Annotated in this window: 11 protein-coding genes; 5 read left to right on the forward strand and 6 right to left on the reverse strand. The window is 34.8% G+C overall.

Annotated elements, in window-relative coordinates:
* Positions 1-660: 660 nt before the first annotated feature.
* A complete protein-coding gene (locus J3495_RS02915) occupies positions 661-1,212 on the forward strand; it encodes a hypothetical protein (protein WP_210665071.1) in 552 nt (183 codons plus the stop codon).
* 408 nt (positions 1,213-1,620) lie between these two features.
* Here the strand turns inward: J3495_RS02915 and J3495_RS02920 are convergent, their stop codons facing one another.
* The 4 genes from J3495_RS02920 to J3495_RS19355 form a co-directional block, all read right to left on the reverse strand.
* Positions 1,621-2,220, reverse strand: a complete 600-nt coding sequence (locus tag J3495_RS02920) for a YciE/YciF ferroxidase family protein (RefSeq protein WP_210665072.1) — start codon at positions 2,218-2,220, stop codon at positions 1,621-1,623.
* 18 nt (positions 2,221-2,238) lie between these two features.
* Positions 2,239-4,380, reverse strand: coding sequence for a catalase (locus tag J3495_RS02925; RefSeq protein WP_210665073.1), 2,142 nt, complete (start codon positions 4,378-4,380; stop codon positions 2,239-2,241).
* A gap of 215 nt (positions 4,381-4,595) precedes the next feature.
* Entirely contained in the window at positions 4,596-4,880 is a 285-nt protein-coding gene (locus J3495_RS02930; RefSeq protein WP_262898246.1) for a glycoside hydrolase family 130 protein, read from the reverse strand.
* Positions 4,834-5,004 (reverse strand): glycoside hydrolase family 130 protein, encoded by a 171-nt coding sequence (locus tag J3495_RS19355; RefSeq protein WP_317192626.1) that lies wholly within the window; start codon positions 5,002-5,004, stop codon positions 4,834-4,836. Before J3495_RS19355 ends, J3495_RS02930 begins: the two co-directional genes overlap by 47 nt.
* Before the next feature lie 306 nt (positions 5,005-5,310).
* Between J3495_RS19355 and J3495_RS02935 the strand changes: the two genes are divergently transcribed.
* From J3495_RS02935 to J3495_RS02950, 4 genes are all read left to right on the forward strand, one after another.
* On the forward strand, positions 5,311-6,279 hold the full coding sequence (locus J3495_RS02935; protein WP_210665074.1) for a YheT family hydrolase: 969 nt from the start codon (positions 5,311-5,313) through the stop codon (positions 6,277-6,279).
* A gap of 402 nt (positions 6,280-6,681) precedes the next feature.
* Positions 6,682-8,448: an Ig-like domain-containing protein gene (locus tag J3495_RS02940; protein ID WP_210665075.1), complete on the forward strand. Its 1,767-nt coding sequence runs from the start codon at positions 6,682-6,684 to the stop codon at positions 8,446-8,448.
* Positions 8,449-8,522: 74 nt separating this feature from the next.
* Positions 8,523-10,541, forward strand: a complete 2,019-nt coding sequence (locus J3495_RS02945; RefSeq protein WP_210665076.1) for an OmpA family protein — start codon at positions 8,523-8,525, stop codon at positions 10,539-10,541.
* A gap of 433 nt (positions 10,542-10,974) precedes the next feature.
* Positions 10,975-11,433 carry an RNA methyltransferase gene (locus tag J3495_RS02950; RefSeq protein WP_210665077.1) on the forward strand — a complete coding sequence of 153 codons (459 nt, stop codon included), beginning with the start codon at positions 10,975-10,977 and terminating at the stop codon, positions 11,431-11,433.
* A 165-nt stretch (positions 11,434-11,598) separates the two neighbouring features.
* Here the strand turns inward: J3495_RS02950 and J3495_RS02955 are convergent, their stop codons facing one another.
* Together J3495_RS02955 and J3495_RS02960 are read right to left on the reverse strand one after the other, a co-directional pair.
* Positions 11,599-12,525, reverse strand: a complete 927-nt coding sequence (locus J3495_RS02955; RefSeq protein WP_210665078.1) for an NAD-dependent epimerase/dehydratase family protein — start codon at positions 12,523-12,525, stop codon at positions 11,599-11,601.
* A gap of 196 nt (positions 12,526-12,721) precedes the next feature.
* Positions 12,722-13,591, reverse strand: coding sequence for a helix-turn-helix domain-containing protein (locus J3495_RS02960; protein ID WP_210665079.1), 870 nt, complete (start codon positions 13,589-13,591; stop codon positions 12,722-12,724).
* Positions 13,592-13,664 lie beyond the last annotated feature (73 nt).

The raw sequence follows: 13,664 nt of genomic DNA on the forward strand, positions 1-13,664 counted from the left end.
CTAGTTTTTAATTGTTTATAACATATTTAAAATTCCTTGATTTTGATTCAATTCTAGTGTTATGATCCACTGTCAAATGATAAATAGGATCAGCAGTCTTTATTTTTTCTGAAAATCTTTCTACGGCATTTTATAGTTCGTTTTTTATTTTTTTTGAATTATAATTCTTACTTGCTTATAAGTACCTAAAAGAAGAAATCGTACTATCTGAAAATATTATGATACCGTTAATAAAATGTTATTGCGTGAGGAAGACTATTTTTTATTTTTTGAAGTCACTAAAAAGTTACGCACACGGAAGCTTTATAACAAATGATCATTCAATAGTTATTTACCTGTTTTTACTTCTGATCGAGGTGCAGAAAATTTTATAGCTACGTATCAAAATACAGTTATTGATACTAAATGATGGAACTTCTTTTTTCAAAATAGATTTACTTTAAAACATTAGAAAGCTATTTTTCAATTTTAATTTTGAAAAATGGCTTCCTCTTGGGTTCTAATGTTAAGAATTCATCAGAGGGCAAAGCTTAACATTGGCGAATACTTTTTAACGTTACCTTTGTTAATGATTTATTAACATTGAATTAACTATTAATTTAAGTTGATAATATCGTTAAGTTATAATAACACGTTTTAATAGATCAAATTAAGAGAATAATGAGAAAAAAAGTAATTCCAAATGAACTTGATCCCGAAGTAGAAAAGGGAGAAATAAACTCCTCTGGTGAAAACTTAGAAAATCCTTCTGATGGTGCAGAGCAAGAAACAGTTTCGGTTGAAGATCTTCCAGAAATAAGCAAAGTAAAGAGACCTGTGAGAAAGGTGACTGAAAAACCAACGTTGCCTATCGAAGAAGTAAAAGCTGAAAACGAAGAAGTTGAACCACTAATAATTTCTGAAGAAGTAGAAGAGTCTACTGAGGAAAACGAAGATAAATCGAATACCAAATCAAAAAAGAAGATCAAAAAGATGAAAGAAAAGGAAAAAGAAAAAAAGCAATTGGCTAAGAAAAAAGAAAAAGCTAAAACAGAGAAAAAGAAAGAAAAAGCTAAATTGGACAAGAAGAAAGAAAAGGCCAAAAAAGCAAAAGTGAAAGCCAATGCCAAAAAGAAAGTCAAAGCTAAAAAAGCAAAGGATAAGGTAAAAGCAAAAAAAATTGCCAAAAAGAAGGCAAAAAAATCAAAAGTAAAAAAGAATAAGAAAAAATAATTTTTATCTGACTGGCATTTGCTAATTTTTAGTTTGCATTATACGCTAAACCTTTCAAAAATAAGACATTAAATTAATTTTAGGAGTCAAGGAATTGTGCCAGTACTACTACAACAAAAAAACCGTAAAACGATTTGTTTTTACGGTTTTTTTGTTGTGAGATTTAGTTAAAAACGAATATTTTTTACAAGGTCGTAGGGTTAATGTATCATTAATAGTGGAGTTGGTGGCCACCACAATATGTGAGGCCGAAAATATAAAACCTATGATATTTTCAATCAACGAGAAGATGGTTGTGTAAAAGTAGTATTGGATCCTTGGAAATAAAAATATTTTATCTTCAGGATTTAAAATTTTGATAAAAAAAATCTGCAACTTGTGCAGATTTTTTTTTTGAAAGAACCAGCTTTATTCGGCTGCTACTGCGTTTACGGTATTCAGAGCAACATCGTTGAGTAGGCAATCTGCTTCTTTTTCTTCTGCAAGGGTTTGCGTTAGTAATTTTGCAGCATCGTTTTCTCCCAACGTTTTTGCAAAGGCAACCAAGGTGCCGTATGTTGCAATTTCGTAGTGCTCAATTTTTTGCGATGCGGCAATAATACCGGCATCTCTCACGGCTCCGGGCATGGTTTCTACAACAATAGAATCTCCTTCTTTTAAAAGCCCCGCCATAGCTTCGCATTTTTTACCTTCTGCTTTTTCTCCCAAAAGTTCAAATACTTGTTCTAATCTTTCGATTTGAATTTTGGTAATCTCGAGATGTTCTAATATTGCATTGGTAAGAGCTGAAGAAGTTGCATTTTCTGCCATTTTAGGAAGCGCACCAATTAAGGCATTTTCTGCCCAATAAATATCTTTCAGACTGTCTACAAAAAGTTCGTTTAAATCTGTTGCAGCATCTGATGAAGGTTCAACAATATTAATTTTCGCATTGTTTTTTATCTCTTTTGTTTCGGTCGCCTTTGTTTGTGTGGCATTGGTTTGACCTTGTTTTTCTGAATTTTTCATGTTTTATTTTTTTTAATTTTAAATGTATAAGTTGGGTTCGCGTTTCCAAAAACGGTGTTTGGTCATTGCAGTAATAAATGCTTGAGCAAATGCTTCTGATGCAACTTCGTTGCTTACAATAATTCCGCCATCGTCATTTGCTACTTTCGAAGCAAAAGTGGTTGCTGTAAACAACTCTGAAGCTTCGCCATCAGCACCAATAATTTTGCAATGTTTGTAAGCATCGTTGAGATATTCCAGCGCATCGTCATTTTCTGTCAATACAGAAAGTCCTAATCCGTGAGGTACATAAACGGCATCAAATAAAACAGATGAAGCGGTAAGGAAAGTGTAGTCGGCAGTAAGAGCTCCATTAGAATCGGTGAGCACAGAACCTAAATGGGGCGCAATTACAAATCCTTTGGCACCTTCTTTTTTCAATGCGCTTTTTATATTCATTACAGCAGCTTCAGAAACTCCGTCAGAACAAAGAATAGCAACTCTTCGTGACTCAATTGTTGTCGAATTGGTCGGGTTGTTAATCATACTTAATGCCTCAGATAAGGAGACAGATTGTTCGACTGTTTTTGGCTCCTGATCACCACCTTCATTTTCTGGCGAAACGCCTTTATTGACAGGAAACTCTAGATTTGTTGGTACAGTAGCGCCAAGGCCAATTGCCACTTTTTGTGCAAGTTCTGTATCTACCTGAGCGAGTAGTCCCAGCATTCTCAAACGAATTGCAGTAGTATCTACTTTTCCAAGTTCAAAACGAAGCGCTTTTACAATATGACTTTTTTCTTCGGGAGTCTGACTGTTAAAAAATAATTTTGCTTGTCCAAAATGATCCGAAAAACTTTTGCTTCTTTCTCTCACTTTATGTGCCTCAATGCGTTCGGGAAAACTTGTAAATCCGCCTTCGCTAATTTGCGCCTGATACGGGCAACCGCCTCCAAGTGAATTAGGATGATAATTTACGCGTCCTTTATTAATTTCCTGACGCATAAATCCGTCACGTTGATTGTTGTGTACGGGAGCGATACTTCTATTAATCGGAATTTCGTGAAAATTGGGTCCGCCTAATCGTGTAAGCTGTGTGTCGGTGTAAGAAAACAATCTTCCTTGCAACAACGGATCGTTTGAGAAATCAATTCCAGGTACCACATGACCAGGGTGAAAAGCAATTTGTTCTGTTTCTGAAAAGAAATTGTCTGGATTTTTATTCAAAACCATTCTTCCCACAATAGTTACAGGCACTAATTCTTCAGGAACAATTTTTGTCGGATCCAGTAAATCAAATTCATATTTTTCTTCATCTTCGGCAGGAATTATCTGAACTCCTAATTCCCATTCGGGAAAATTACCCATTTCGATCGCTTCATATAAATCTTCTCTGTGAAAGTCAGGATTTTTACCTGAAATTTTTTGTGCTTCGTCCCAAGCAACGGCATGTGTTCCTAATTTCGGTTTCCAATGAAATTTCACAAAAGTAGATTCACCTGCTTCGTTAATTAGTCTGAAAGTATGTACTCCAAAACCTTCCATCATACGATAACTTCTCGGAATAGCGCGGTCAGACATCAGCCACATAATCATGTGCATGGATTCTGGCATCAGCGATATAAAATCCCAAAAAGTATCATGTGCAGAAGAAGCCTGCGGAATTTCATTGTGCTGTTCCGGTTTTACAGCATGTACAAGATCAGGAAATTTTGAAGCATCCTGAATAAAAAATACCGGAATGTTATTGCCCACAAAGTCATAAATTCCTTCCTGAGTATAAAATTTTACCGAAAATCCTCTAACGTCTCTGGCAAGATCAGTAGATCCGCGTGATCCTGCTACGGTAGAAAATCGTGTAAAAACAGGTGTAGTTAGTCCTACTTCCTGCAAAAATCCTGCTTTTGTCAATTCTGGAATTGGGTTGGTTACTTCAAAAAAACCATGTGCTCCAGATCCGCGTGCATGAACTACTCGTTCAGGGATTCTTTCGTGGTCGAAATGTGTGATTTTTTCTCTTAAAATAAAGTCTTCTAGTAAAGAAGGACCTCTTTCGCCAGCTTTAAGCGTATTATTATCGTCATTTACCCTAATACCCTGATTAGTGGTCAGAAACTTATTGGTACTATCGGAAATGTTGATAGACAGATCTTTCTGTTTTTTATCCTGAGAATTTTTCATATTGATTAGTATTTTTGATTAAAAAGTAAAGTTCTGATATCGTTACTCTGATAATCAGATATTTCAAATTTACTGCTACTGATTGAATTGAACTTACACGATTGTAGTTCAAATATTACAGAATTTTAATTATTATAAAAGTCTAAAAAACAATTGTTTATGTTTGTATTGAATCTTTTAGTGCTGATTTTACAGTTGATTTTGTCTTGGTGAAGTCAGCACCGTAGTACAGAAAGAATTTCCTGAATTAAAAAATAGACACCACAAACAAATTCGTCTGCAGCTCCGTAATATATTGTTAATTTATCTCTTTCCACAATGTGACCATTCGTAAAAACCACATAACCAAAAAATCCGCTAATTTCATAATTTGCCTGTGGAACCATTATCGGATCTAAAGTTCTTGCCAGTAGGATAGAAGGATCATCGAGATCCATTAAAAGCGACCAAACATTATTGATGTTCCGAATTTGCTCCATTATAGATTTCGAGCCATCCATGTTTTGTTCTTATCGGAGCAGCACCGGCAGCCACTCGTACACTGTCCCATAAACCATATCTGGATTTGATGATACACTTGTGATTTTCCCAATGAATACCGTCTGGCGATTCTGCAAGCCAAATATAATTTCCGGCCTAGAAGGACGATGCAAAGCATAATATTTACCTTTTATTTTTTCTTCAAAAAGAGCACAATCCTTATTGTGAGGAGTTAAAATCATTCCTTTATACTCAAAATTTTTCATAAACGTTTTTTTATTAAGTATCTCAAATTTAATTTTTTAGTCATGTTTTGTTACATAATTGCATCAGGATCTTATGTCTTATTGATAATTTAAAAAAATGTAATAAAAAAAGGACAGATTTAAATTGTGTATTGATTGATTTCATAGATTTGTATTCAAACCGGACCATAAAAACTTTTTTATCATGCCAATTATTGAACAATCAGAGTATAATTTTCCTTCTATTATTCATCGTAACAGGCATGTTTCTACTATTTATGCCGCTTTGTTTAAAAAATTTGATGCTCCTGGATATACAAGAGAAAAACTTGAGTTAAAAGACGGCGACTTTATCAATATTGATTTTATTCTAAATGATCCTAAAAAAGCAGTTATTTTATGTCATGGTTTAGAAGGTGATTCCCGTAGAACGTACAATAATAGTTGTGCCGTTTATTTTCAGGAGAAAGATTTTTCAGTTTTTGCATGGAATAATCGCACCTGTGGAGGAGAAATGAACCGTTTGCCAAGACTTTATCATCACGGCGCAGTAGATGATCTGGACGCAGTAGTGAAGTTTGTTTTGCAAAAAGGATTTGAAGATGTTTACTTAATCGGATATTCAATGGGAGGTGTACAACTGCTCAATTATTTTGGCTGGACAAAAATGGATGAACGCATAAAGGCGGGAGTATGTATTTCTGTCCCCACTCATATCGCAACAAGTGCCGAAGTGCTTAAACAGGGCTTTAACAGAGTTTATTTAAAGAATTTTACAATTGATATTAAAAGAAAATTAAAATACAAAGCGGCTCAATTTCCGGATTTTATAAACCGTGATCAAATTGACGGCATTTCTTCTTTTGATGAAGTCGATCATTATTTTACCGCTCCTTTGCATGGTTTTGCAAGCCGTGACGAATATTATCAGCGGGTTTCTCCTGAATTTTCTCTAAAAAATATTACCACTCCGGTTTTAATTATTAATTCTCTTGATGATCCTTTTTTAGGAGAAAGATGCTATCCAAGGGCTATAGCTCAAGAAAGTGAATATGTTTATCTTGAAACTCCAAAGTATGGAGGTCATTGTGCTTTTCCCCTGCGTAATTCAGAGTATTCTTATGCTGAGAAAAGAGCTTACGATTTTTTTGAATCTTGCAAAGAACTTGTATAGTATTTTATAACTATAAAGTAATAAGGCTTTTATGTTCGAATTAAAGAATTCATACTATTATGTATGTTGCTTTACAACGTCCTAACTTTTATCCATTCTCTCTTCTTTTCCTTTACCAGTTATTCGTAAGGTCATTCAGTTGTTACTTCTAGTTTTAGTAATAGAAAGTAATGATCTTAATTCGCACTATGATACTAATCTGTTTAAGCTTTAAGTATTGAAAAAAGTCATTAAACATAGCCCATTACAGCGGTTACTGATTTATAAATCATAAATTATAGAAATCCACATACAAATAGTGTTAATAATACAACTCTCACTCTTAATTGTATAATGTTTAATTTTCATTTGGCATCACCTTTACACAATCAAATAATCTAAATCTTAAACAAAACAAAATAAATGAAAATTAAAATTTTACTATTAACCTTTATTGTATTATGTATCGCATCTATCACCGGATGTGAAAATGATGATTTTAAAGAAGTCGCTGGAGTATGTCCTGTAGTTGAGTCTACAACTCCTTTGCAAAATGCATTAAATGTTCCTTTGGATCAGGTTATTAGCGCTACATTCAACGAATATATGGATCCGAATTCTATTACTTCGACTTCATTTATTGTATCGGGAATGTCTCCTATAACGGGAACAGTTACCTATACTGGAAGAACTGCATCATTTAAACCACAAGCTTTGCTTGAGGAAAATACTACGTATACGGCTAAAATTACAACAAAAGCAAAAGATGTAAATGGTAATTTTTTACAGCTTGAGCATGTATGGGTATTTTCTACAGGAATGCTTTTAAGACCTGTAGTTACTGCTGCAGATCCTATAAACAATGCCATTGGGGTTGCATTAAATAAAACAATTTCGGCAACATTCAATATGGCTATGAATCCAGCTACCTTAAATAGTACTACTTTTAAAGTAAATCAAGGTACTAATCCTGTGCTGGGAGTAATTTCTTATACGGGATCTACAGTATCTTTTGCTCCTACAAATCCTTTATTGGCTAATAGAATTTACACGGTAACGATTACTGCTGGTGCAAAAAACTCAATAGGTACTGCGATGATAGCAGATTATTCATGGAGTTTTACGACAGATGGGGTACCCACAGTAACTGCAACAGACCCTATGAATAATGCTATTAATGTTGCTTTAAATCAAACTGTAACTGCAGATTTTAGCACTCTAATGGATGCAGCTTCAATCACAACAGCTACATTTACTTTAAAACAAGGCACAACCACAATTCTGGGTACTGTTTCTTACTCAGGTAACACGGCTTCGTTTAATCCAACAAATGCGTTGGCATTAGGACAAATTTATACAGCCACAATTACAAATGGAGCAAAAAGTGCTTCTGGAACACCATTGACTGCTGACTATGTTTGGAACTTTACTACGGTACTTTTACCACCTGCGCCTATAATTGTAGATCTTGGAACGGCAGCTATGTTTGGCGCTTTTGGCGGAAATGCCGGAGTGACAAATCAGGGATTAAATACAGTAATAAATAATGGAAGTCTGGGTACAACAGCAGCTTCAACCACGATTACAGGATTTCACGATGGCCTTATCATTTATACCGAAACACCTCTAAATGTTGGTAATGTGACGGGTGATATATTTACTGCCCCTCCGGCCCCAGGAACAGCTACATCTTTATTAATTGCAGAAAAAGCACTATTAGATGCAAATGCAGCATATTTAAGTATTTCGCCAGCGGCAAAACCAGGTGGTTCTGATCCGAATGCAGGAGAATTAGGCGGATTGACATTGGCTCCGGGAGTATACAAATCAACAAGTGGTACATTTAAAATCAGCAATGGCAACCTGACGCTTGATGCGCAAGGTGACTCAAATGCTACTTGGATTTTTCAAACTGCTTCTGGACTTACCGTTGGAATTGCAGGGCCTACGGGTGCAAAAAGCGTTATCATGATCAACAACGGACAACCTAAAAATGTTTTTTGGTATGTAGGTAGTGCGGCCACTATTAACAGTGCCGGAGGAGGAACGATGGTAGGAACTATTATTGCCAATTCTGGTGTTACGTTTTCTACTTCTGGAAATGCAAATCAGACGGTGCTTAACGGAAGAGCGATATCTTTAGTCGCATCTGTTACTATGGTAAACACTACTATTAATGTTCCTAACTAAAACATTTACGAAATAATATATCCCGTCTTCGGGCGGGCTATTTCTAAAGAAAAATAATCACTAAATACACGTAAATGAAAACTAACATTAGTTTTAAAACAAATATAAACACAACGAAAATTTTAGATAAAACACTGTTAAATAGGTTTTTATTTTTGTTTTTATTGTGTGTAAGTACGCCAACGATGCTTCAGGCACAAGAGGTTTATTATACAAAACCTTCTTGGTTCTTTGGCCTGGCAGGTGCCACCAATTATAATTTTTACCGTGGTTCAACCCATCAGCTTAATGCTAGTTTAACGCCACCGGTTACTTTTCATAATGGCGAAGGTGCGGGACTTTATTTGGCACCGCTCGTAGAATTTCATCAACCAGATACTAGATTAGGGTTTATGTTTCAGGCAGGATATGACAGCAGAAAAGGTTCTTTCGATCAGAAAGTTACTTCTTGCAACTGCCCTGCAGATTTATCTACAAAATTAAGTTATGTTACCGTTGAGCCGAGCATTCGTTTTGCTCCTTTCAAATCTAATTTTTATGTGTATGGAGGCCCGCGTTTGGCTTTCAATGTCGATAAATCATTTAAATATACATTAGGAACAAATCCGGCTTATCCAGAACAAGAGGCAACGCCAGCTGTAAGAGGTGATTTTGATAATATGAAAGAAGTTCTTGTCTCGATGCAAGTTGGAGCAGGTTATGATATTCCGTTATCGTCACAAAATCATAAAACACAATTTATTTTGTCTCCTTTTATAAATTTTCAACCTTATTTTGGACAACATGCACGTTCTGTCGAAACTTGGAGTACTACAACTCTTAGAGTAGGTATGGCGCTTAAGTTTGGACAGGGAAAAGCATTAGAAACTCCTGCCGCAGCAGAGTCTAAGGTACAGTTTTCTGTAAATGCTCCTAAAAATATTCCGGGGGAACGTAATGTACGTGAAGTATTTCCTTTACGAAATTATGTTTTCTATGATCTTGAATCGAATAAAATACCAAGTCGCTACAAATTACTGAAAAAAGAGGATGTAAAAAATTTCAATGAAGATCAGATCGGAATTACGCCTAGTGTAAATACATCTGGACGTTCTGCAAGACAAATGACAGTATATTATAATGTAATTAATATTCTTGGAAATCGAATGGTGAAAAATCCTTCAGCCAATGTAAAACTTGTTGGTTCTTCTGAAAAAGGATCAGAAGATGGTGTTGCTATGGCCGAATCGATCAAAACATATTTAGTTACTGTATTTGAAATAAATGCATCAAGAATCACAACCAAAGGGCAATCAAAACCTGCTGTTCCGTCTGAACAACCCGGCGCAACAAAAGAACTGGTGTTGCTTCGAGAGGGAGATCGCAGGGTTTCTATAGAAAGTAATTCACCAGAATTATTGATGGAATTTCAAGCAGGACCAGATGCACCTTTAAAACCACTAGAATTAGTTACTTTACAGGAGGCACCTATTGACAGTTATATTACTATTGATGCAACTGGTGCAAAACAGGCCTATTCGTCTTGGTCTTTAGAAACTACAGATCCCGATGGAAAAGTAAAAACTTTTGGTCCTTATACTCACGAAAAAGTAAGTATTCCGGGTAAAAGCATCATGGGAACTCGTTCTGAAGGTGATTATAAAGTAAAAATGATTGGTAAAACCAAAACTGGCGGTGTTGAAGAAAAAATAACCACCACGCACATGGTACTTTGGACACCGTCTAAAACTGATGAAGGGCTTAGATTCAGTATTATTTTTGAATTTAATAAATCAAAAGCAATCGCGATGTATGATAAATACCTGACAGAGGTTGTTACGCCAAAAATACCAAAAAATGCTGTAGTTATCATTCACGGCCACACGGATATTATTGGTGAAGAGTCTTATAATTTGAATTTATCTATAGACAGAGCCAATGAAGTAAGAGGAATTATAGAAAAAGCATTATCAAATTCGGGCAGAAAAGATGTAAAATTTGAAGTACACGGTTTTGGAGAAGACGAAAATATGTCTGCTTTTGAAAACAAACTTCCCGAAGAACGTTTTTATAACCGTACAGTGATAATTGACATTATTCCCAAAACAAAATAAAAATATAGTTTTCATTTTAATACACAAATTCAGTTGTATATAAAGGAGATAACAAAATAGTAAGCATAAACTCAGTATTAGTCAGAGATGAATTTGTGAATTTTAGTGAAATCAACTACTATTAAAAGCAATAAAAATACGATCAGGAAGATTATATAGGAACATAAAATGGAAGATTATGTTTTTATGGACGGCCCGTCTTGTACATCTGTATGAGGCGGGTTTTTTTTTGATCAAATTCTTAACAAAATAAATTCACAACCTGTTTAATTATAATTTATTCTGTGTTTACTATTTAAAATATAATGGAGTTACGAATCTTTTTTTACTTCAATCTAAAGAAAAAAGGCACTAATCTCGGATGACAATACTACTTTTTATGATGTTTGTTTAAGTATTGATTTATGTGCTTACAGTTTGTACTTTTGTGTTTATGAATGATAACTTTGTAAATGAATATTTCGGGATAGGAATACAAAATGGTAAAACGCCTGAAAATTTGGGTGTTTTGTGGCGATCTGCTCAAAATTTAGGCGCTACTTTTATCTTTACCATTGGTAACCGATATGCCAAACAAGCCTGTGATACTCATGATGCGGTAAAAGCAATTCCATATTTTCATTATGATACTTTTGAGGCTTTTTATGAAAACTTACCCAAAGGTGCACGATTGGTGGGTGTTGAATTAGATGAAAAAGCTTGCGATTTAGAAACTTTTGAACATCCAAGACGTTGTGTTTATTTATTAGGGGCAGAAGATCACGGCTTATCCTCAAAAGTAATGGATAAATGCCATCATTTAGTAAAATTCAAATCAGAAAAAAGCTTGAATGTCGCCGTAGCAGGAACTATTATTATGTACGACAGAAACTTATCGAAACCACGTTCTTAAAGCAAAACAGCTAACAGAAGATACGAGTATTTATAACTTCCTAAAATTTAAAAATCTCCAAAGTCATTTGATTTTGGAGATTTTTTTGGTTCGAAAATAGTAGTTTGAATGTCATAAAATCGCATCAGATAAAGTTTAACATTGATTTAATTAATGCTATAATTGTTATCTGTTTAAATGCCATAGCGCTGTTTCCTTAACTGCATCTTCGTATGAGGTTGGTTTAAATGCAAAAGCTTTTTCAAACTTAGCAGAACTAAGATGAAGTGGAAATTCGTTTTGGTAATTCATCTCGTATGCTTCTTTCATAAAGGGATTCAACAGGCCTATTATTTTTAGCAGCCATTTTGGTAAAACCGAAATTTTGTCTGAACTTTTCAAATGTTTGGCCGCCAACTTTACAAATTCCTTTCCGGTAAGTGGCGCTGGTGTCGGTAGATGCCATACCTGTCCAAACGCCTTTTCATTTGTCGCAAGAATATAAAGCGCTTCAGCGATATCCGGAGTATAATTTAATGATCTTGGCACATTCGGATTGATCAGCCATTGGGCAGTGCTGCCTGCTTTCAACTTCTCAAATACCAATACGCTCGGGATGCTTTTCTCTGTTGCTCTCGGACCAAAAAAATCTGCTGCCCTTGCAATTGTAGCCTCAATGTTGCCCGAAGCCATTTCCTTCAATAACATTTTTGCCAGTTCAGCTCGTACTTTTCCTTTTTTGCTTATGTAATTGTATGGAGTTTCCTCGGTTATAATTCCGTCAACCTTTCCGTACATGTATATGTTATCGAAGAAGACTAGTTTGGCACCAGTTGTTTTACATGCGTTTATAACATTTCGCATAATTACCGGCCATTGTTCTTCCCATATTTTAGCATTATAAACCAATCCAATTGTTAGATAAACTACATCAGAACCAAGTATCGCAGACAATAGCTGCTCAGAATCGAGTGCATCGGCTGTTATCGATTCTGTTCCTTCAACATGTTGCGGTGTTCTTGATACAAGTCTGATGTTGACATTGTGTTTTTTTAATACAGGTATTAGTTCAGTGGCGATGGTACCGTTGGCACCTAAAATTGTATGAGTCATAGTTTTACTATTTAGAATGTTATTTATTTCTAGAGCAAAACTACATCCCAAATATTGACTGCCATTGTAAGAAAACGAACGTGTTCTTTAAATCTGTTTTTTTAACTTGTATTGTATGTTATTTTGTGTTTATTTTATTGTATATGAGTAACTTGTGTTATTTTTAAATAATGTAAAAAAATAATTATTTTTAATACTATTGTTCAAATGTGTCTGGATTTTTGGTTCCGGAACCTACGGTAAAAAATTCTTTACCTTTTAAATCTTTTATAAATTGCTGAGGAGTTGTTCCCAGAAAATGTTGAAAATCTTTAATTAAATGACTTTGATCATGATAATTAAATGCGGAAATAATCTCAAACATATCGGTAATTTTTTCCTTGTCATCAATAAGACGACCAAGTACCATTTTGAATCTTAAAAATCTCAATAACTCTTTTGGAGAATATCCGGCATATTTCTGAAATCGAATCTGAACCGTACGCTCTGTTAAGTTAGCATCAGATGCAATGGCCTTTACGGGATGTGTAGCTGGATTATAAAAATAATGCTCCCCATCAATAAGAGGCTGGGCGGCATCGTCCATTTTGTGAATGTAATGTACGATGAAACTCGAAATAATACTTAATCTCGCTTTGAGATCATTCATCTCTAGAAGTGTTTTAAACAGTTCATTAAATGAGAACTGGTCTGTTATTTGATCAGGATCGTATACTGTTTCTCCATCAAAATTATTCAGCGGAACTTTAAAGAGCCTGTAAAATCCGCTGAGCCTGAAATTAACAATAATCGCATCAGCACCTTCTTTAAGTTCATAATTAAGCATTTTCCTGACAGGGCCAATTACAGCGCATCCCTTTTTTATCTCATGAGGAGAGGTAGAATTGTTGAAAGATATTTGAATGTTGGTACCAAAATTAAAAACCAATAGTATTTCCAGGCTTGGAGATAAGTGTTTAAGTACGTTTTGAGAATCGGAATTGTAAATATGGTAGTAATGACTAATAACCTCGTTCAGGCTTCCGTCAATCAGGTAAAGCATGCCATTTTTATCGTCCGTTTGCATAGATTTGGTTGTTTTCAGTTCGTTATTTAAATAGTATTCTAATCAATGTTAACTTACTAATTACAAATATAGT

This window comes from Flavobacterium geliluteum (assembly GCF_017948595.1).
GTDB classification, from domain to species: Bacteria; Bacteroidota; Bacteroidia; order Flavobacteriales; family Flavobacteriaceae; genus Flavobacterium; species Flavobacterium flavipigmentatum.